The organism is Streptomyces fradiae (genome assembly GCF_041270065.1).
Lineage (GTDB): Bacteria > Actinomycetota > Actinomycetes > Streptomycetales > Streptomycetaceae > Streptomyces.
In genome coordinates, this window is the sequence record NZ_CP065958.1 from 510,259 (window position 1) to 530,960 (window position 20,702).

General features: G+C 72.5%; 15 protein-coding genes. 8 read left to right on the forward strand and 7 right to left on the reverse strand.

Annotation, left to right across the window (positions count from 1 at the left end; translation table 11 throughout):
* Positions 1 to 58: 58 nt before the first annotated feature.
* On the reverse strand, positions 59 to 379 hold the full coding sequence (locus JAO84_RS02255; RefSeq protein ID WP_370409879.1) for a putative quinol monooxygenase: 321 nt from the start codon (positions 377 to 379) through the stop codon (positions 59 to 61).
* A 45-nt stretch (positions 380 to 424) separates the two neighbouring features.
* Positions 425 to 1,207, reverse strand: coding sequence for an IclR family transcriptional regulator (locus JAO84_RS02260; RefSeq protein ID WP_370409880.1), 783 nt, complete (start codon positions 1,205 to 1,207; stop codon positions 425 to 427).
* A gap of 213 nt (positions 1,208 to 1,420) precedes the next feature.
* Between JAO84_RS02260 and JAO84_RS02265 the strand changes: the two genes are divergently transcribed.
* Positions 1,421 to 3,169, forward strand: coding sequence for a VanW family protein (locus JAO84_RS02265; RefSeq protein ID WP_370409881.1), 1,749 nt, complete (start codon positions 1,421 to 1,423; stop codon positions 3,167 to 3,169).
* Positions 3,170 to 3,226: 57 nt separating this feature from the next.
* Here JAO84_RS02265 and JAO84_RS02270 read toward each other — a convergent pair whose 3' ends face one another.
* Positions 3,227 to 4,588 carry an MFS transporter gene (locus JAO84_RS02270; protein ID WP_370409883.1) on the reverse strand — a complete coding sequence of 454 codons (1,362 nt, stop codon included), beginning with the start codon at positions 4,586 to 4,588 and terminating at the stop codon, positions 3,227 to 3,229.
* Between the two features lie 144 nt (positions 4,589 to 4,732).
* On the opposite strand from JAO84_RS02270, the gene JAO84_RS02275 reads away from it, so the two are divergent.
* Positions 4,733 to 5,245: a GNAT family N-acetyltransferase gene (locus JAO84_RS02275; RefSeq protein WP_370409884.1), complete on the forward strand. Its 513-nt coding sequence runs from the start codon at positions 4,733 to 4,735 to the stop codon at positions 5,243 to 5,245.
* 9 nt (positions 5,246 to 5,254) lie between these two features.
* Here JAO84_RS02275 and JAO84_RS02280 read toward each other — a convergent pair whose 3' ends face one another.
* From JAO84_RS02280 to JAO84_RS02290, 3 genes are all read right to left on the reverse strand, one after another.
* Positions 5,255 to 7,645 (reverse strand): glycoside hydrolase family 65 protein, encoded by a 2,391-nt coding sequence (locus JAO84_RS02280; RefSeq protein ID WP_370409886.1) that lies wholly within the window; start codon positions 7,643 to 7,645, stop codon positions 5,255 to 5,257.
* Positions 7,642 to 8,418: an HAD family hydrolase gene (locus JAO84_RS02285; RefSeq protein ID WP_370416630.1), complete on the reverse strand. Its 777-nt coding sequence runs from the start codon at positions 8,416 to 8,418 to the stop codon at positions 7,642 to 7,644. Before JAO84_RS02285 ends, JAO84_RS02280 begins: the two co-directional genes overlap by 4 nt.
* Positions 8,419 to 8,508: 90 nt before the next feature.
* Entirely contained in the window at positions 8,509 to 10,743 is a 2,235-nt protein-coding gene (locus JAO84_RS02290) for a SpoIIE family protein phosphatase (RefSeq protein ID WP_370409888.1), read from the reverse strand.
* A gap of 150 nt (positions 10,744 to 10,893) precedes the next feature.
* Between JAO84_RS02290 and JAO84_RS02295 the strand changes: the two genes are divergently transcribed.
* A complete protein-coding gene (locus tag JAO84_RS02295; RefSeq protein ID WP_370409890.1) occupies positions 10,894 to 12,072 on the forward strand; it encodes an alginate lyase family protein in 1,179 nt (392 codons plus the stop codon).
* A 44-nt stretch (positions 12,073 to 12,116) separates the two neighbouring features.
* On the opposite strand, the gene JAO84_RS02300 is transcribed toward JAO84_RS02295, so the two are convergent.
* Entirely contained in the window at positions 12,117 to 13,424 is a 1,308-nt protein-coding gene (locus JAO84_RS02300) for an ROK family protein (protein WP_370409892.1), read from the reverse strand.
* Positions 13,425 to 13,594: 170 nt separating this feature from the next.
* On the opposite strand from JAO84_RS02300, the gene JAO84_RS02305 reads away from it, so the two are divergent.
* The 5 genes from JAO84_RS02305 to JAO84_RS02325 all read left to right on the forward strand — a co-directional run bounded on the left by JAO84_RS02305 (position 13,595) and on the right by JAO84_RS02325 (position 20,655).
* The gene (locus JAO84_RS02305) at positions 13,595 to 14,914 is read left to right on the forward strand and encodes an extracellular solute-binding protein (protein WP_370409894.1); all 1,320 of its coding nucleotides are present in this window, start codon (positions 13,595 to 13,597) and stop codon (positions 14,912 to 14,914) included.
* Between the two features lie 12 nt (positions 14,915 to 14,926).
* The gene (locus tag JAO84_RS02310; RefSeq protein ID WP_370409895.1) at positions 14,927 to 15,919 is read left to right on the forward strand and encodes a carbohydrate ABC transporter permease; all 993 of its coding nucleotides are present in this window, start codon (positions 14,927 to 14,929) and stop codon (positions 15,917 to 15,919) included.
* A 19-nt stretch (positions 15,920 to 15,938) separates the two neighbouring features.
* Positions 15,939 to 16,778 carry a carbohydrate ABC transporter permease gene (locus tag JAO84_RS02315; RefSeq protein ID WP_370416631.1) on the forward strand — a complete coding sequence of 280 codons (840 nt, stop codon included), beginning with the start codon at positions 15,939 to 15,941 and terminating at the stop codon, positions 16,776 to 16,778.
* An 89-nt stretch (positions 16,779 to 16,867) separates the two neighbouring features.
* Positions 16,868 to 18,238: a GH1 family beta-glucosidase gene (locus JAO84_RS02320; protein ID WP_370409897.1), complete on the forward strand. Its 1,371-nt coding sequence runs from the start codon at positions 16,868 to 16,870 to the stop codon at positions 18,236 to 18,238.
* 233 nt (positions 18,239 to 18,471) lie between these two features.
* Positions 18,472 to 20,655: a discoidin domain-containing protein gene (locus tag JAO84_RS02325; RefSeq protein WP_370409899.1), complete on the forward strand. Its 2,184-nt coding sequence runs from the start codon at positions 18,472 to 18,474 to the stop codon at positions 20,653 to 20,655.
* The last annotated feature ends 47 nt before the right edge of the window (positions 20,656 to 20,702 follow it).

Here is a 20,702-nt window from a genome sequence, read left to right on the forward strand (position 1 = left end):
TATCAGTCCAGTCTTGCGGGTGCGGCGGGGCGCCGCACCCGCAGGACGGGCCGCCGGGTCAGCGGGCGAGTTCGGCCATCGCGCCCCAGCCCTGCTGCGGCACCTCGACGTTGATGATCTCGGGGGTGGCGGCGACGGCCTCGCCCATGGTGGCGAGTCCGGCCTTGAAGTGCTCGGAGGCGACGTGCGCGGCGCCGGCCTCGGCGTCGGCGAAGGCCTCCAGGAGCACGAACCGGTTCGGGTCGTCGACGCTGCGCGACCAGTCGAAGAAGAGGTTGCCGGGCTCCTCGCGGGTGGCGCGGGTGAAGTCGGCGACGCGGTCGAGCCAGCCGTCGGCGTGCTCGGGGCGGACGGTGAAACGTACGGCGATGAAGATCATGCGCTCATGGTGCGGGGCGGCCGCCGGCCCGGCCACTCGTGCCGCTCAGGATTCCGGCAGGGTCGGAAAGCTCGCCGTGAAGAGGGGTACGGCGCGGGCGAGGGCGGCGCGCAGCTCGCCGTGCCGGTGCCGGAAGTCGGCGGTGGGCAGCGAAAGCGACAGCGCGCGCACCACCCCGTCGCCGCCGGGCAGCGGCGGCAGGGCGGTGGCGAGGCAGGTGTACGCGGGGTCCGCCTCGCCGACCGAGACGGCGAAGCCCCGGTCGCGCACCCGGGCGAGCTCGGCCTCGAAGCGCTCGGGGCTGGTGATCGTCCGGTCGGTGAACCGGGCCATGCCGTGGGTGTCGAGGTAGCGGCGGCGGGCGGCCCGGGGCAGCTCGGCGAGCAGCGCCTTGCCGTGCGCGGTGGCGTGGGCGCGCGGCTCCGGTCCTGGGGCGAAGGGGTGGGTGGTGTCGGTGACCGGTGCGGTGGTGTCGACGACGGTGATCCGGCCGTCCCGGTAGGCGGTGAAGTAGGCCTCGGCGCCGGCGGTGCGGCGCAGCTGCCCGAGGAGTTCGGCGACCGGGCCGCCGAGGTCGCCGAGTCCGTGGTGCCGCTGGTAGGCGCGGTGCAGGGCGGGGACGCGGGGGCCGGGGACGTACCCCTCGGGGGTACGGGCCAGATGGCCGCGGGCGATCAGCGGGCCGGTGAGGTGGTAGACGGTCGACAGGGCGCAGCCGAGGGTCCGGGACAGCGTCTTGGCGCCGACGGGCCGGTCGGCGTCCGCGACGGCGTCGAGGAGGGCGAGGGCGCGCTCGACGGACTGGGGACCGATCGGAGACGTGGGCACCGATCCACCTTAGTTCCCGAGGAATGAGAGGAGCGTCACCGCAGTAACAAAAGGGACACTATGGATCTTTTGCCCCGATTGGGCGTACCGTCGACAGGTACCCCCGAGCGGAGGACGCACGGCCCCGGCGCATGCCGGCCGGCCCGTTCCTCCCGGCCTTCCGGCCGCCCGCCGGGGGACTCCCCTGACGTTCTCACCGCACCGGGAGGGTGTGTGCGCCGCTCCACGACCGACCACACCGCCGCGGCCCCGCACGGGCGCCGCGGCCACATACGCAAGGCGGCGATCGCGACCGGCGTGGTCGCGGCCGTCGCCGGCGGACTGTACGTGGCGGGGCTCGCCGTCACCGGGGACGACATCTCCGAGGGCACGCGGGTCGACGGGATCGACATCGGCGGCCTCAGCCGCGCCGAGGCCGCCGCCCGTCTCACCGATGCCGCCCCCGCCGCCTGGAAGGACCCGGTGAAGGTCGCCGTCGGCGACACCACGACCACCGTCGACCCGGCCGAGGCCGGCCTCACCGTCGACGTGGCCGCCACCGCGGACCGCGCGGCCGACCCGGCCCGCGACCCCGTCACCGTGATCGGCCGGCTCTTCTCCTCCGGCAGCCGGGACGTCGACCCGGTGGTCCGCTTCGACGGTACGAAGGCCAGGGCCGCGCTCGCCGCCACCGCGAAGCAGCAGGACCGCACCGTCCGCGAGGGCGCCGTGTCCTTCAAGGCCGGCAAGCCGGTCGTCACCCAGGCCCGGGACGGGCGCGCCCTCGACACCGACAAGGCCGTCGAGGCGCTGCGCGCCGCCTACCCCGGGGCCGGCGGCACCGCCGCGGCGCCCGTGGTGCTCCCGGTCACTGTCACGCAGCCGAAGGTGGGCGCCGCCGAGGTGTCCCGCTTCGTCAAGGAGTTCGCGGACCCGGCCATGTCCGGCCCGGTCACCCTCACCGCGGACGACAAGCGCCTGTCGATCGCGGCCACGACCCTCGGCGACCACCTGGACGTGACGGCCCGGGGCGGCAGGCTCTCCGCGGCCCTGGACGCGAAGTCCCTGCTGCGGGACCCGGACGTGGCACGCCCGCTGCACGCCTTCACCGGCGGCCCGGTCGAGGGCCGGCTCGGTGTGCGGGACGGCAAGGTCGTGGTCGAGCAGGACGGCCGCCCGGGCCGCCAGATCTCCTCGGACGCCCTCGGCCGCGCCGTACAACCGCTGCTCGCCAAGGAGGGCGCCGCGGCCCGTACCGCCGCGGTCGCCACCACCGTGACCGAGCCCAAGGTGTCGGCGGACTCGCTGGCGCGGCTCGGGATCACCGAGCAGATGTCGACGTTCACCGTGAACTTCCCGACCGCGCCGTACCGCACGACCAACATCGGCCGGGCGGTCGAGCTGATCAACGGCTCCGTCGTCCAGCCCGGCGAGGTGTGGAGCTTCAACCGCACGGTCGGCGAGCGCACCGAGGCCAACGGCTTCGTCGACGGCACGATGATCATGGACGGCCAGTACCAGAAGGCCCCCGGCGGCGGTGTCTCGGCGGTCGCCACCACGGTCTACAACGCGCTGTTCTTCGCCGGTGTGCACCCGATCGAGCACGGCGCGCACTCCTTCTACATCGAGCGCTACCCGGCCGGCCGGGAGGCGACGGTGGCCTGGGGCACCCTGGACCTGCGCTTCCGCAACGACTCCGGCCACCCGATCTACATCCAGGCGAGCTCGACGGACTCGTCGGTGACGGTGAGCTTCCTCGGCACGAAGAAGTACGACTCGGTCGAGGCGGTCGCGGGCCCGCGCGAGAACCTCACGCCGCCCGGCGAGCGCAAGGGCAGGCTCGCGGACAAGTGCGAGGTGCAGGAGCCGCTGGAGGGCTTCGACATCAAGGTCGACCGGGTCTTCAAGAACGGCGGCACGGAGGTCAAGCGCGAGACCTTCCATACCCACTACACACCGCGGGACAAGGTGACCTGCGAGTAGGACGACGAGGGAAGGGCCCCACTCTCCGGAGTGGGGCCCTTCCGCGTCTGCAGCCCGTCAGGCGTCGACGCGTACGGCGGCGGGCGCCTCGTCGGTGACGTCGGCGAGGTCGCGGTGCCGGGTCTCGCGGGCGCAGGCGACCGCGACGACGGTGAGGAGCGCGGCGGCGATCACATAGAGGGCGATCGGGGTCGAGCTGTCGTAGTCGTCGAGCAGGGCGACGGCGATGAGCGGGGCCGGGGCGCCGGCGGCGACCGAGGAGAACTGGGCGCCGATGGAGGCGCCGGAGTAGCGCATCCGGGTCGCGAACATCTCGGCGAAGAAGGCCGCCTGCGGGGCGTACATGGCGCCGTGCAGGATCAGACCGACGGTCACGGCGAGCAGCAGGGTGCCGAAGGAGTCCTGGTCGATGAGGGCGAAGAAGGGGAACATCCACAGGCCGACGCCGACGGCCCCGACGAGGTACACCGGCCGGCGCCCGACGCGGTCGGAGAGCGCCCCCCAGAGCGGGATCACGGCGAAGTGGATCGCGGAGCCGATGAGGACGGCGTTCAGGGCGGTCTGCTTGGAGAGGCCGACCTGGGTGGTGGCGTAGACGAGGATGAAGGCGGTGATGACGTAGTAGCTGATGTTCTCGGCCATCCGGGCGCCCATGGCGATCAGCACGTCGCGCCAGTGGTGCCTGAGGACGGCGACCAGCGGCGTCTTCTCGGCCTGCGCGGCGGCGGCCTTGCGCTCCTCGGCGGCGGCGAGCGCGGCCTTGAAGACGGGCGACTCGTCGACGGAGAGCCGGATCCACAGGCCGACGACCACGAGCACACCGGACAGCAGGAACGGCACCCGCCAGCCCCACGAGGTGAAGGCGGCGTCCGACAGCAGCGCGGTGAGCGCGGACAGCACCCCGGTCGCGAGCAGCTGCCCGGCCGGCGCCCCGGTCTGCGGCCAGGAGGCCCAGAACCCGCGCCGCTTCGCGTCCCCGTGCTCGGACACGAGCAGCACCGCCCCGCCCCACTCCCCGCCGAGCGCGAACCCCTGGACGAGCCGCAGCACGGTGAGCAGCACGGGCGCGGCGGACCCCACGGTCGCGTGGGTCGGCAGCAGACCGATCGCGAACGTCGCCCCGCCCATCATCAGCAGGCTGAGCACCAGCAGCTTCTTCCGCCCGAGCCGGTCCCCGTAGTGCCCGAACACCAGCGCCCCGAGCGGCCGCGCGGCGAACCCGACCGCGTACGTCAGGAACGAGAGCAGCGTCCCGACCAGCGGATCGGACTCGGGGAAGAAGAGCTTGTTGAAGACCAGGGCGGCGGCCGACCCGTAGAGGAAGAAGTCGTACCACTCGATGGTCGTGCCGATCAGGCTGGCGGCGACGATGCGCTTGAGGGAGCCGGGGGGCGTGGGAGCGTGTGTTGCGGCGGCCATGTGCACCACTTCCGAGCGGGGTGACGGGGACGTGTTCGTGTCGCCACACCGTAGAAACGGCCAGGTCACCCGCGTATGTGGTGGGACACCATAGTTCCGACACGGTCTGTGTCAGGGCCTCCTGCCTCGCGTAGGGTCCCCGGCATGACCGAACTTCAGGGCGCTCTCGTCGTCCTCCGCCCCACCACCACCGAGGACGTCCCGGCCCTGGCCGCCATCCGTGCCACGCCCGAGGTGCGGGCGCGGTGGCGGGGCGGGGAGGATCTCGAGGCGGAGATCGCCGCCGATCTCGAGGACCCGGACAGCCACGCCTTCACCGTCCGCCACGGGCAGCGGATCGTCGGCATGATCCAGTGGTACGCCGAGGACGATCCGGACTACCGGCACGCCGGCATCGACGTCTTCCTCGATCCCGCGGTGCACGGCGGCGGCCTGGGCACCGACGCCGTACGGACCCTGGCCCGCCATCTCGTCGACGACCACGGCCACCACCGGCTGGTCATCGACCCGGCGGCCGACAACGCCGCGGCGATCCGCTGCTACGAGAAGGTCGGCTTCCGGCCGGTCGGTGTCATGCGACGGTACGAGCGCGGCCCCGACGAGACCTGGCACGACGGCCTGCTGATGGACCTCCTGGCCGAGGAGCTGATCCGCTGATCCGGGACCTCAGAGGCGGAACCAGCGCTCCTCCCCCGGCGGGACGGTGAACCGCCGTTCTCCCGGCAGGACGACGGTGAGCGGCGCCGCCGGCCCGGCCGGGACCCGTACGGCGAGCCGCCCGGGCAGCACCCGTACCCGTACGCCGTGATGACCGCCGGCGCACAGGGTGAAGGCGAACCGCGGGAGCTCCCGCAGGGCCACCGGCGCGACCCGGAGGCCTTCCGGGCCCGCTTCGAGGCCGGTGATCCCGCGCTCGACGAGGTCGATGGTGCCCGCCATCGCCCCGAGGTGGATGCCCTCGCCGGTGGTGCCGCCCTGGACGTCGGCCACGTCGCCGAGGAGCGCCTCCTCGCAGTACCGCCAGGCGTCGGCGCCCTGGAGGCGGGCGAGCACCCAGCCGTGGACCAGGCTGCTGAGCGTCGATCCGTGGCTGGTGCGGGCGAGGTAGTAGTCGACGGTCGCGCGCCACACCTCGTCGTCCATGCGGTAGCCGAGCCGGGCGAAGAGGCCGCTCAGCTCCTCGGGCCGGAAGAGGTGGCCGAGCATCAGGGTGTCGGCCTGCTTCGAGGCCTGGTAGCGGTTGACCGTGTCGTCCTCCGCCTCCAGGATCCGGTCGAGCCGGCGGATGTCGCCGTACCGGGCGCGGTAGGCGTCCCAGTCGAGCTCCGCCAGCTGCCCGTATCCCTCGAACTGGCTCACCACCCCGCGGTGGAACGGCAGGTACAGCCGGCGCGAGACGTCCTGCCAGCGGTCGAGCTCGGCGTCGTCGAGGGCCAGTCGCTCGCGCAGTTCCGAGCGCCGGGCGGCGGGCAGTCGGTCGAGGAGGTCGAGTCCCCGGGCGAGCACCCAGGCGGCGGTCGCGTTGGTGTAGGCGTTGTCGTCGATGCCCGGGGCCGGGGCGCCCGGGTAGGCGTCGTGGTACTCGTCCGGGCCGATCACCCCGCGGATCCGGTAGCGGCCGAGGGCCGGGTCGAGGGCGGCCGCGCCCGACCAGTACCGGGCGACCTCGAGCAGCATCTCGGCCCCCGCCGCGTGCAGGAAGCCGAGGTCGCCGGTGGTGCGGGCGTAGCGCCACACGTTGTACGCGACGGCCGAGCCCACATGCCGCTGGAGCCGGGTGTGGTCGGGCAGCCAGCGGCCCGAGCGGGGGTTGAGGTGCAGTTCCTGGGTCTCCTCGCGGCCCGAACTCGCGCTCTGCCACGGGTACATGGCCCCGGTCGCGCCGGCCTGGCGGGCCGCCTCGCGGGCGGCCGGGAGCCGGCGGTGCCGGTACATCAGCAGGGACCGGGCGACCTCGGGGAAATGCAGGTCCAGATAGGGCTGCACGAACAGCTCGTCCCAGAAGACGTGCCCACGGTAGGCCTCGCCGTGCAGACCACGTGCCGGCACGCCCACGTCGAGGTCCGCGGTGTGCGGGGAGAGCGTCTGCAGGAGGTGGAAGAGGTGCAGCCGGAGGATGCGGCCCGCCTCCCCGGGGACGTCCAACTCTCCCCGCTGCCACAGCCCTTGCCAGGCCGCCCGGTGGGCCGAGACCAGTCGGGGGAAGGACGGGGCGCGGGCCGCGTCGGCGCAGGCGGCCGCGCGGGGCTCGACGGCGGGCCGGTCCCGCGACGTGCGCAGGGCCAGGGTCTTCACGAGGCTCGCCGCACGGCGGTGGCCGACGGGCAGGAGGACCGTCTGGACGGTTCCGGTCCGGGTGGCCGTCTCGCGGACCGGGCGGTCGGGGCGGGTGACGGTGCGGACGGCCAGCGCGATCCCGCGGCCCGGGTCGGTGGTGCGGCAGGTGAGCCAGGCGACCCCGCCGGGCTCGAAGCCGGTCCGGTGATCGAGGAGGTGGCGCCCCTCCAGGTGCCGGTAGCGCGCCACGCCGGCGTTCGTGACCGCGCCGTCGAGGACGGACTCGGCCTCGACGGCGCCGGTCCAGCCGTAGGCGCGGAACACCGTGCGCTGGGCCGCGAGCCAGGGTTCTCCCATGTGCACGATCCGCCGGTGGCCGACCCGCAGTCCGCGCCCGTCGCCGTCCTCGAAGTACAGGCTGCGGGTGAGCACTCCCGCCCGCAGGTCGAGGAGGACGTCGTAGTGGCGCAGCTCCTCGGAGTCGGGCGTCAGCCAGTCGCCGGGCGGTCCTCCGTCCGGCAGGCAGCGGTAGCGCAGCCGCGTCCAGTCGGGCAGGTTGACGAGGTCCTCGTTCTCGATCCGCTCCCCCGCGACGGCCGAGGAGCGCCGGTCGTAGCAGCCGGCCAGATAGGTGCCGGGGTAGTGGGTGGCGCCGGCCGGGCACTCGGGTGCCGAACCCCGGGTGGCGAAGCGGCCGTTGCCCAGCGTGCAGAGCGCCTCGACGAGCCGCTCGCGCTCCGGTTCGTACCGGTCGTAGCGCAGGGTCCAGGGGGCGGTCACGCCCGCTCGCCCCAGACGCCCCGGACAAGCAGCGTCAGATCGGCGACCGTGAGGTCGGCGCCCTGCTCGCGCAGCGGGCCGGTCATCCGCCCGTCCGGTGTGCGGTCGAGACCGACGACGAGGCCGAACCTGCCCCGGCGCGCCGCCCGTACTCCGGCGAGCGCGTCCTCGACCACCGCGGCGTCCGCCGGGCGGCTCCCGAGGAGGGCGGCGGCGTGCAGGAACAGGGCGGGGTCCGGCTTTCCGGCCAGGCCGAGCGCGGCCGCGGCCGCGCCGTCCACGATGACGGGGAGCAGCCCGGCGAGGCCGGAGGCCTTGAGCAGTTCCCGGGCGTGCCGGGAGGCCGACACGGCGGCGCACGGCACCCGGGCGGCGCGCAGCGCGTCGAGGGCGGGCGCCGCGTCCGGGAAGACCGGCACGCCCTGCGCGCCGACCAGGTCCCGGAACGCCCGTTCCTTCCGCGCGGCGATCGCCCAGACCGTGTCGCAGCCGGGCGGGTCGTCCGGTGTTCCCGCGGGCAGGTCGAGGCCCCGCGCGGTCAGGAGGGCCGCCGCCCCGTCGTACCGGGACCGTCCGTCGACGAACCGGCGGTACTCGCCTTCGGAGTCGAAGGGCGGCTGTCGGTCGCCGTCGCGGGCGCGGGCGGACAGACAGGGGTCGAAGGCGGCCTTCCAGGCGGCCGCGTGGACCCGGGCCGAGTCGAGCAGCACCCCGTCCGTGTCGAACACGACGGCGCGCGGCGGCGGCGAGGCGGGCGCGGGTCCGCTCACGATGTCACCCCGGATCCTGGTCGACAGCCCTCTCCTCCAGGGTTTCGCGAACCGGCGGCGCCGCAACCGGGAGCGCCGCCGGTTCCGCCCGGCTCAGTCGGTGGGCGGCGGGCCGACGCGGGCGACGAGGAGGGCGATGTCGTCGTCCGCGGAGGCCGGCACGAGATGGGTGAGCAGCCGGTCGCAGAGGGCGGTCAGGGACGGGACGGGCTCGGCGAGCAGCTCGGTCAGTTCGCCGAGGCGCGCCTCGATGTCGCTGTTGCGGGCCTCGACGAGTCCGTCGGTGTACAGGACGAGCAGGCTGCCGGGCGGCAGGGTGACGTCGGTGGTCGTGAAGGGGACGCCGCCGACGCCCAGCGGCAGGCCCGGCGGCACGTCGAGCAGCCGGACGGCGCCGTCGGGCGAGACGGTCGCGGGCGGCGGGTGCCCGGCGCGGGTGATGCGGCAGTGGCCGGTGGCCGGGTCGACCACGAGGCACAGGAAGGTCGCGATCATCGGCTCGGCGAGATCGTGCAGGGCGGCCTCCAGCTGGTAGAGGAGCTCCTCGGGGGACAGGTCGAGCCGGGCGAGCGCCCGTACGCTCGCGGCGAGCCGTCCCATCACCGCCGCGGCCGCGGTGCCGTGGCCCATCACGTCGCCGATGACGAGGGCGGCTCGGCCGCCTTCCAGGGCGATGACGTCGTACCAGTCGCCGCCGACCTCGTTCACGTCGCTCGCGGGCAGATAGCGGTGGGCGACCTCGATCCCCGGCGGCGGGGTGATGTGCTGGGGCAGCATGCTGCGCTGCAGGACGGCGGCGGTGTCGTGTTCCCGGCTGTAGAGGCGCGCGTTGTCGACGCAGACGGCGGCGCGGGCCGCCAGTTCGCCGGCCAGGTCGACCTCGTCCTCGGTGAAGGGGCCGACCGGCCGGGTCCGGTAGAAGGTGGCGAGGCCGAGGACCACCCCGCGGGCGAGCAGCGGGGTCATCATGAACGAGTGCACGCCCCGCCGCAGCAGCTCCGCGGGCCTGGCGGAGTGGCCGGCCGCCGGGGCGACGGCCGTGTCGTCGAACACGGGGACCACGAAGGGGCGGCGCGCGCCGAGGACCCGGGTGTACGGCGCGTTGGCGGGAAAGGTGAGGGTGCGCCCCAGCGGGGCGAGGACGTCGGTGACGGGTGATCCGGCCAGCGGCGCCTTGGCCAGCCGGCGCAGCGTGGCGCCGCCGACCAGGCCGGCTCCGACCTCGCCCCCGTTGACCACGGTCTCCAGGACGTCGACGGTGACCGCGTCCGCGAGATCGGGAACGGCGACGTCGGCGAGTTCCTGCGCGGTGCGTTCCAGGTCCAGGCTGGTGCCGATCTTGAGGGTGGCCTCGTTGACCAGGGCGAGGTGGCGCCGGCCGGCGTCTGCCTCGAGCTGGGCCTGCTGCTGCGCGGTGATGTCGATGAGGGTGGCGGCGACCCCGATCGGGCGTCCGTCGGCGTCCTCGAGGCGGACGTAGGAGCCCGACCACACATGGTCGTGGTCCGGGTCGGCCGGGGTGCGGCCGGTGCGGCGGGAGTCCAGGACGGGTCGCCCCTCGTCCAGGGCCCGGCGCATGGCACGCTCCATGTCGGTGGCGTTGACGTCGGGCAGGATCTCGACCAGCCGGCGTCCGATGTGCGCGGCCTGCGAGAGGCCGTTCATGGCCTCCAGGGCCGGGTTGACGCGGAGGAAGCGCAGCTGGGTGTCCAGGACCGCGATGCCGACCGGGGACCGGGAGAACAGCCCGTCCCACACGGCCGAAGAGCCGCGGATGTGCCGTGCCGCCTCCGCCTCGGCGGCGAACACGAGCACGGTTGTCCCGCCCCGGTGCCGGGCCGGGACCGGGCACGCCCAGATCTCCAGGTCCAGCGGGTGCCCCTCCTTGTGCCAGGCGGTCACCACGCCCATGACCCCGCGCCCGGTGGCCGCGCCCTCCCACAGCGACCGGCCGAGGCTGCGGTCCGCGCCGGGGTGGAGCAGGTCGGCGATGTGCCGTCCGAGCACCTCGTGGGGGGTGTAGCCGAGCAGGTCCTCCGCCGCGTGGTCCCAGCGGACGATGGCCCCGTCGGCGCCGGTGGCCACCACGGCGACGGGCAGGGCCCCCAGCCAGCCGCCCGCGTCCCGGGCCGCGCTGGTGGTCACTTCCTCAAAGGGCACCTCGTGCATCGCCACCCGAATTCCCCGTACCTGGGGGCCCTGGGCGCCCGGGGACGGCTGCCGTTCCTCCCAGTATGGCCGCGCGGCGCCGGGTTCGCCGCGCGGCCGGGGCGGGGCGGCGGCGCCGCCGTCGAGGGCGGCGAGCACGTGGTGGCATGCCCCGGACATTCCTCAAACGGCGCACGGACCTTCCTTGAGCGACTCACGGACCTTCCCTCACACCTTGACGCACATCTGGTCCAGACCTATGGTCCGCTCAACGCGCTTGTTCATCACGGCAGTTGACGTTCACATACGAGAACGGAAGGTCCCCCCACCATGCGCAGAACCGGACTCCTCGCGGCTGCCGCCGCCCTCGTCGCCGGTGCCCTCGTCTGGCCGACCGCCCACCGGGCCGCGGCGGCCCCCGCCGTCTTCACCCACCCCGGAGTCACCGTCTCCCGGGGCCAGTTGGACTTCGCCCGGACCAAGGTGCTGGCCGGCGCCCAGCCCTGGAAGGGCGCGTACGACCAGATGATGGCGAGCAGGTACGCCGACCCGAACCGCACCCCGAAGCCCCGCGCGGTCGTGGAGTGCGGTTCGTACTCCAACCCCAACTACGGCTGCACCGACGAGCGCGAGGACGCGATCGCCGCGTACACCAACGCCCTCGCCTGGTACGTCACCCGGGACGCGCGCTACGCGCAGAAGTCCATCCAGCTGATGGACGCCTGGTCCGGCGTCATCACGGACCACACCAACAGCAACGCCCCGCTCCAGACGGGCTGGGCCGGCTCGTCCTGGCCGAAGGCCGCCGAGATCATCAAGTACACGTACACCGGCGGCTGGCCGAACTCCGGCCGCTTCGCGACGATGCTCCGCAACGTCTATCTGCCGGAGATCATCAACGGCTCGAACTCCAACGGGAACTGGGAGCTGTCGATGATGGAGGCCGCCGTCGGCATCTCCGTCTTCCTGGAGGACCGGGCGTCGTACGACAAGGCCATGGCGAAGTTCCGCACGCGCACCGCCGCCTACGTCTACCTCGCCTCCGACGGCGCGCTGCCGAAGACCGTGCCGAGCCAGAACCTCGACACCCGCGACAAGATCGTCAAGTACTGGCAGGGCCAGTCGACCTTCGTCACCGGCCTCACCCAGGAGACCTGCCGCGACTTCACGCACACCGGCTACGGCATCTCCGCCATCTCGCACGTCGCCGAGACCAGCCGGATCCAGGGCCAGGACCTGTACGGCACGGACGTCGGCGAGCGGCTGCGCCAGGCGCTCGGCTTCCAGTCCAAGTACGAGCTCGGCACGGCCGCGCCCAGCTGGCTGTGCGGCGGCACCCTGCACCTGGGGCTCGGCCCCGTCACCGAGGTCGGCTACAACGCCCTGCACAACCGCCGCGGCGTCGCCATGACCAACACCGGGGCGCTGACCGAGCGCAACCGCCCGGCCGGCAGCAACAACCTCTTCGTCGCCTGGGAGACCCTCACCCACGGGGACAACCCCGCCTGAGCCCCGGGTGCGCCCCAAGCCCGGTCAAGCCCGGTCGGGCCCGGTCAGGGGGTGACGCGGTCCGCGAGGGCCGTCTGCCAGGCGGGGGCCGGGACGCTCGGGGTGGTCTCGGGGCGGCGGCCGCCCCGGGCGAAGAAGTCGTCCAGCGGGAGGAGTGCCGCGCCGACCGTGACCGCCTCGGGGCCCAGGGTGCCGAGGCCCACGGCGGTGCGGCTCGCCGGGTAGCGCAGGGCGTACTCCGTCGCGTACCGGGTGACGGTGTCGAGGAAGCGGGTGCCGAGCTGGAGGCCGGCCCAGCCGCCGACGAGGATCCGCTCGGGCTGGAAGAGGTTGATCAGGTCGGCGAAGCCCGCGCCGAGGTATTCGGCGGTCTCCTCCAGGACGCTCAGGGCGGTGGCGTCGGGCGCGGTGTCCGGCCCGGCGGGGTAGGCGGCGGTGAGCATCGCGGTGAGCGCGGTCTCCTCGTCGGCGTCCGCCGGCGGGGTGCCGCCCGCCTCGCGCCAGCGGGCCAGCAGGGCCTCGGCGCCCGCGTACGCCTCCAGGCAGCCCCGGGCGCCGCAGCGGCACCGGCGGCCCCGGACGTTGACGGTGAGGTGGCCCCATTCGAGGGCCCGGGCGGGTCCAAGGGGGTCCGTGACCACGCAGGCGCCAACGCCGGAGCCGAAGAGGACGGTGACGGCGCTGCGGGCGCCGCGCCCGGCCCCGAACCACATCTCGGCCTGGCCGAGGGTCTTGGCGCCGTTGTCGATCCAGTAGGGGACGGTGGCGGGCAGGTCGACGGCCGCGCGCAGCAGGCGCTCGAAGGGGACGGCCTCCCAACCGACCGTCTGGCCGTGCACGACGGCGCCGTCGTCCGGGGTGTGGGCGACGATGCCGGGGACGCCGACCCCGACGCCGAGGAGCCGGTCGGGCGAGACGTCCGCCGCCCGCAGCACCTCCGCGACGCCGTCCCGGACATGGCCGACGACCAGGTCCACGTCGTAGCGGGAGGTGCGCGGTCCGGAGCTGGGCAACGCCCGTTCCGTGCGGGCGAGTTCGGCGAGGGTGAGGTCGAAGAGCTCGACCCTGACCCGGGTCTCGCCGACGTCGACGCCGATCATGCAGCCGCTGCCGGGGCTGATCCGGAGCAGGGTCTGCGGGCGTCCACCGGCCGAGTCGACACTGCCGGCCTCCTCGACGAGACCCTCGGCGGCGAGTTCGGCGACCACGTTGCTGACGGATCCGGAGCTGAGCCCGATCGCGGGCCCGAGCATCAGACGGCTCATCGGCCCGTCGAAGTACAGCTTCCGCAGTACCGCGGTGCGGTTCTCGCGCCGCAGGTCACGCACCGTACGGCCACTTGTCGCGTGCACGTGGGTTCCCGTCTCTGAAGTCTTTCGGTGCAACATACCCGCATTCCAGGCCTTGACGCGACCTTCTCACGAGGTTTAACTCACATCCTAAATTAAGCCGATGTCATGAAGGCGGCCGGGCCCGCCCACGGTGTCGGTCCTCCCGTCGTCCCTGAAAGGGCCCTGGAGCCATGCGCACAATCAGAGCCGCCGTCACCGGTGCCGTCACTCTCTCCCTCGTCTTCGCCGCCACCGCCTGCGGCGGCGGCACCGCCGGCGGATCGGGCGGCTCCAACTCGCAGCCGAAGACCCTCACCTACTGGGCCACGAACCAGGGCACCAGCCTGGAGGCCGACAAGAAGATCCTCCAGCCCGAGCTCGACAAGTTCGAGAAGCAGACCGGCATCAAGGTCAAGCTGGAGGTCATCCCCTGGTCCGACCTGCTCAACCGGATCCTCACCGCCACCACCTCCGGCCAGGGCCCCGACGTCCTCAACATCGGCAACACCTGGAGCGCCTCGCTCCAGTCCACCGGCGCCCTGCTGCCCTGGGACGAGAAGAACTTCGGCACCATCGGCGGCAAGGACCGCTTCGTCGACTCCGCGCTCGGCTCCACCGGCGCCCCCGGCAAGGACCCGGCGGCCGTGCCGCTCTACTCCATGGCCTACGCGCTCTACTACAACAAGAAGATGTTCGCCGACGCGGGCATAACGAAGCCGCCGACCACCTGGGCCGAGGTCGACGCCGCCGGCAAGAAGCTCAGCAAGGACGGCAAGTGGGGCATCGGGGTCGAGGGCTCCAACCTGTCCAACAACATCCACCAGGTCTTCGTGCTCGGCAAGCAGCACGGCGCCGACTTCTTCACCCCCGACGGCAAGGCCGACTTCACCTCCGAGGGTGCCGTCGCCGCCGTCAAGCAGTACGTCGACCTGATGGCCGCCGGCAAGATCGTCGCGCCGGGCAACGCCGAGTACGCGCAGAACCAGTCGCTCTCCGACTTCGCCAAGAACCGCACCGGCATGGTCCTGTGGCAGACCCCCCAGCAGACCTTCGCCGCCCAGGGCATGTCCGAGGACCAGTGGGGCGTCGTCCCGGCCCCCGTCGCCTCCGGCGCCCCCGGCCAGGGCGCCCAGACCAACTCGATGGTCGCCGGCATCAACATCTCCGTCTTCAAGAACACCAAGAACCTCGACGGCGCCCTGAAGTTCGTGAAGTTCATGACCGGCGACGAGGAGCAGATCCTCCTCAACAAGACCTACGGCTCCGTCCCGCCGGTCAAGTCCGCGCAGGCCGACCCCGCCTTCAACTCGGCCTCGCTCGCGGTCATCCGCGACACCCTCGCCAAGAGCGCCTCCGCCCTGCCGCAGGTCCCCGAGGAGTCGCAGTTCGAGACCGTCGTCGGCACCGCGGTGAAGGAGCTCTTCGCCGACGCCGCGGCCGGCCGGCCCGTCACCACCGAGTCCGTCAAGGCCAAGCTCGACAAGGCCCAGCAGCAGATGCCGAAGAAGTAGGCAGCGCCCGACATGACCCAGACCGCCGTCACTCAGCGGAGTGAGCGCGCGGTGCGCAAGGCCGGACCCGGAGCGGCGCCCGCACAGCGCCGCTCCGGGCGCCGCCGCATCGCCCTCCCGTACCTGCTGCTGCTCCCCGCCCTCCTCCTCGAACTCCTCGTCCACCTCGTCCCGATGGTCATGGGCATCGGCATGAGCTTCAAGGAGCTCACCCAGTTCTTCATCCGGGACTGGTCGTCCGCGCCCTGGGCCGGCCTCGACAACTACCGCGTCGCGATCGACTTCGACGCGCCGGTCGGCCAGGCCCTGTTGAAGTCCTTCTTCACCACGTGCCTGTTCACCCTGGCGTCCGTCGCCCTGTGCTGGCTGCTCGGCACGGCCGCCGCCGTCTTCCTGCAGGAGAACTTCCGCGGCCGCGGCTTCCTGCGGACCCTCTTCCTCGTCCCGTACGCCCTGCCGGTCTACGCCGCCGTCATCACCTGGGCGTTCATGTTCCAGCGGGACAACGGCCTGATCAACCACGTGCTGCACGACCAGCTCGGCATCGGCGACAGCCCCGCCTTCTGGCTCATCGGCGACAACAGCTTCTGGGCCCTGCTCACCGTCTCCGTGTGGAAGGGCTGGCCGTTCGCCTTCCTGACCGTCATGGCCGGACTGCAGAACATCCCCCGGGACATGTACGAGGCGGCCGCCCTCGACGGCGCCGGCGTGTGGAAGCAGATCCGCCACATCACGCTGCCGTCGCTGCGCCAGGTCAACCAGGTCCTCGTCCTGGTCCTCTTCCTGTGGACCTTCAACGACTTCAACACGCCGTTCGTGCTCTTCGGCAAGGCGGCGCCCGAAGCGGCCGACCTGATCTCCCTGCACATCTACCAGTCGTCCTTCCTGACGTGGAACTTCGGCACCGGCTCCGCGATGTCCGTGCTGCTCCTGGTGTTCCTGCTGCTCGTCACGGGCGTCTACCTCCTGCTCACCACCAGGGGAAGGAAGGCCTCCGATGCCTGAGCGCGCCCCCCGCTCCCCCATGGCCGCCCCCCGGTCCTTCCTCTGGACCCGGCGGATCTTCCTCACCCTGCTCACCGGCTTCGTGCTGCTGCCGCTGTACGTGATGGTCTCCAGCTCCCTCAAGGCGCTGGAGGACGTGTCGGGGAAGTTCGAGTGGATCCCGTCCGGGCTCACGCTCCGCCCGTACGTCGACATCTGGGAAACCGTCCCGCTCGCCGACTACTTCCTGAACTCGCTGGCCGTGGCGGGCGCGGCCACCGTCTTCTCGGTCGTCGTGGCGATCTTCGCCGCGTACGCGGTCAGCCGCTACGACTTCCGGGGCAAGCGGGTCTTCACGGTCACCGTCCTGTCGACGCAGATGTTCCCCGGCATCCTGTTCCTGCTGCCGCTCTTCCTCATCTACGTCAACATCGGCAACGCCACCGGCCTCGCCCTGTTCGGCTCGCGCGAAGGTCTGATCCTCACCTATCTGACCTTCTCGCTGCCCTTCTCCATCTGGATGCTCACCGGGTACTTCGACTCGATCCCGCGCGAGCTCGACGAGGCCGCCAAGGTCGACGGCTGCGGCCCGGTCGGCGCGCTCTTCCGGGTCATCGTGCCCGCCGCCCTGCCCGGCATCGTCGCGGTCGCCGTCTACGCCTTCATGACCGCCTGGGGCGAGGTCCTCTTCGCCTCCGTCATGACCAACGACACCACCCGCACCCTGGCCGTCGGCCTGCAGGGCTACGCCTCCCAGAACGACGTCTACTGGAACCAGGTGATGGCCGCCTCCCTCGTGGTGAGCGTGCCCGTCGTCGCCGGGTTCCTCCTCCTGCAGCGCTATCTCGTCGCCGGCCTCACGGCGGGCGCGGTCAAGTGACCCGCCCCGCCGCAGCCGCCACACCCACAGCACCCGCCGCGTCCGACGCTCCCTCCGCCGGCCTCCGGCCCGTACCGAAGAGGTTCTCCTTGTCCCACTCCACCGAACACCGCGCGCTCGACCTGGGGGCCTTCCCTGCCGACTTCACCTGGGGCACCGCCACCTCCGCCTACCAGATCGAGGGCGCCGTCGCCGAGGACGGCCGCGCCCCCTCCATCTGGGACACCTTCTCCCGCGTCCCCGGCGCGATCGACAACGCCGACCACGGCGACACGGCCTGCGACCACTACCACCGCTGGCCCGAGGACATCGCCCTGATGAAGGAGCTCGGCACCGACGCCTACCGGATGTCCGTCGCCTGGCCGCGGGTCGTCCCGGACGGCGAAGGACCGGTCAACGGGGCCGGACTCGACTTCTACGACCGGCTGGTCGACGGACTCCTCGACGCCGGCATCACCCCCAACGTCACCCTCTACCACTGGGACCTGCCGCAGGCCCTGCAGGACCGCGGCGGCTGGACCGTCCGCGCGACCGCCGAGCGGCTCGCCGATTACGCCGGTGTCGTCGCGGAGCGGCTCGGCGACCGGGTCACCCGCTGGGCCACCCTCAACGAACCGCTCTGCTCTGCCTGGATCGGGCACCTGGAGGGCCGGATGGCGCCGGGCCTCACCGACCTGACGGCCGCCGTCCGCGCCTCGTACCATCTGCTCCTCGGCCACGGCCTCGCCACCGCCGCCGTCCGCGCCGCCGCCCCCGGCGCCCAGGTCGGCCTGGTCACCAACCACTCCACCATCACCCCGGCCTCCACCCGCCCCGAGGACATCGCCGCCGCCCGCCGCGCCGACGGACACACCAACCGCTGGTGGCTCGACCCGGTGTACGGGCGCGGCTTCCCCGCCGACATGCGCGAGCTGTACGGGGTCGAACTCCCCGAGCAGCCGGGCGACCTGGAGCTGATCGCGGCCCCGCTCGACTGGCACGGCCTCAACTACTACTTCCCGGAGACCGTCGCCGACGACCCGGCCGGACCCGTCCCGTACGCCCGTGCCGTACGCCTGCCCGACGTGCCGCGCACCGGGATGGACTGGCAGATCGACGCCGGCGGCCTGGAGGCCTTCCTGCTCCGCCTCACCGAGGACTACGGGGTGCGCAGGCTGTACGTCACCGAGAACGGCTCGGCCTTCCCCGACGCCGTCGGCCCGGACGGCGAGGTGCACGACCCGGACCGCGCCCGCTACCTGGAGCAGCACCTCGCGGCCTGCGCCCGCGCGCTGCGCAAGGGCGCCCCGCTGGCCGGGTACTACGCCTGGTCCCTGCTCGACAACTTCGAGTGGGCCTACGGCTACGACAAGCGCTTCGGGCTCGTCCACGTCGACTACGCCACGCAGCGCCGGACGGTGAAGACGAGCGGCCGGCGGTACGCCGACATCATCCGCGCCCACCGGACGCAGCAGGCCTGACCTGCTGATCGATCGGTACGACCCGCTGCCACCGGCACCACCGGCAGCGGGTCTTCGGCATGGGCGGGACACCGTCGGGGCGCGGTCGGAAACAGCGGCATCGGCGCAGCATCGGCACTTAATGAAAGCCAAAAGAAAAGCCGTGTCACACGCCTTGACCGTCAACTCCCGTGCCGGGCAAGGTTTCGGAGAGCGCTCGCTCACGTTTCCCCCACGTATCCCCAGGAGCCCCCATGTCTTCCGTCGGGTCCCCGCCGGCCCTCCGGCGCCCCGCCTCCGCAGTCCGACGGGCCACCGTCGGCACCCTCGTCGCCGCGCTCGCCGGCGGCCTCCTCGCCGTCGTCCCCGCCACGACGGCCTCCGCCGCCCCCGCCCTGCTCTCCCAGGGCAAGACGGCCACCGCCTCCTCCGTGGAAGGCCCGTTCACGGCGAACGCCGCCGTCGACGGCGACCTCACCGGCACCCGCTGGGCCAGCGACTGGACCGACAACCAGTGGTTCCAGGTCGACCTCGGCCAGAGCGCCACGCTCAGCAGCGCCGTACTGACCTGGGAGACCGCCTACGGCAAGAGTTACGAGATCCAGGCCTCCGACAACGGCACCGACTGGCGCACCGTCACCACCGTGACCGGCGGCGACGGCGGCACCGACGACGTCGCCCTGTCCGGCACCGGCCGCTACGTCCGGATGAAGGGCCTCACCCGGGGCACGGCCTGGGGCTACTCCCTCTGGGAGTTCCAGGTCTACGGCACCACCGGCGGCGGCAGCACCCTGCCCGGCGGCGGCGACCTCGGACCGAACGTCCATGTCATCGACCCGTCCACGCCGAACATCCAGGCCCAGCTGGACAGCGTCTTCAAGCAGCAGGAGTCGGCCCAGTTCGGCACCGGCCGGCACGCCTTCCTCTTCAAGCCGGGCACGTACAACGGCCTCAACGCCCAGATCGGCTTCTACACCCAGATCGCCGGCCTCGGCCTCCGCCCCGACGACACCACCATCAACGGCGACGTGACGGTCGACGCCGGCTGGTTCAACGGCAACGCCACCCAGAACTTCTGGCGCGGCGCCGAGGGCCTGGCCCTCAACCCGGTCAACGGCACCGACCGCTGGGCCGTCTCCCAGGCCTCCTCCTTCCGCCGCATGCACGTCAAGGGCGGGCTCAACCTGGCGCCCAGCGGCTACGGCTGGGCCAGCGGAGGCTACATCGCCGACTCGAAGATCGACGGCCAGGTCGGCAACTACTCGCAGCAGCAGTGGTACACCCGCGACAGCTCGATCGGCGGCTGGTCCAACAGCGTCTGGAACCAGGTCTTCTCCGGCACCGAGGGCGCGCCCGCGCAGGCCTTCCCCGAGCCGAAGTACACCACCCTCGACACCACCCCGGTCTCCCGCGAGAAGCCGTATCTCATCTGGGAGGACAACCAGTACAAGGTCTTCTCCCCCGCCAAGCGGACCAACGCCCGCGGCACCACCTGGGCCAACGGCACCCCGCAGGGCGAGAAGATCCCGCTGAGCCAGTTCTACGTGGTCAAGCCCGGCACCACGGCCGCCACCATCAACCAGGCGCTGGCCCAGGGCCTGCACCTGCTGTTCACGCCCGGCGTCTACCACGTCGACCAGACCATCAGCGTGAACCGCCCGGGCGCGATCGTCCTCGGCCTCGGCCTGGCCACGATCATCCCGGACAACGGTGTCACCGCGATGCGCGTCGCCGACGTCGACGGCGTCCGCCTTGCCGGCTTCCTCGTCGACGCCGGCCAGGTCAACTCGCCGACACTCCTTGAGGTCGGCCCGCAGAACGCCTCCGCCGACCACGCCGCCAACCCCACCACCGTCCAGGACGTGTACGTCCGGGTCGGCGGCGCGGGCGCCGGCAAGGCCACCACGAGCATCGTCGTCAACAACGACGACACCATCGTCGACCACACCTGGGTCTGGCGCGCCGACCACGGCGACGGCGTCGGCTGGGAGACCAACCGCGCCGACTACGGCGTCCGCGTCAACGGCGACGACGTCCTCGCCACCGGCCTGTTCGTCGAACACTTCAACAAGTACGACGTCGAGTGGTACGGCGACCGCGGCCGGACGATCTTCTTCCAGAACGAGAAGGCGTACGACGCCCCCAACCAGGCCGCCATCCAGAACGGCAGCACCAAGGGCTACGCCGCCTACCGGGTCGACGACTCCGTCACCACCCACGAAGGCTGGGGGCTCGGCAGCTACTGCTACTACAACGTCGACCCGACGATCCGTCAGGACCACGGCTTCAAGGCCCCGGTGAAGCCGGGCGTCAGGTTCCACGGCCTGCTGACCGTCTCGCTCGGCGGCAACGGCCAGTTCAACCACGTCATCAACGACACCGGCGCCCCCACCGAGGGCACCGCGACCGTCCCCTCGACCGTCGTCAACTTCCCCTGACGGTCGACGGGCCCGCGGGTCACCCCACCCGGGTGAGGTGACCTCCT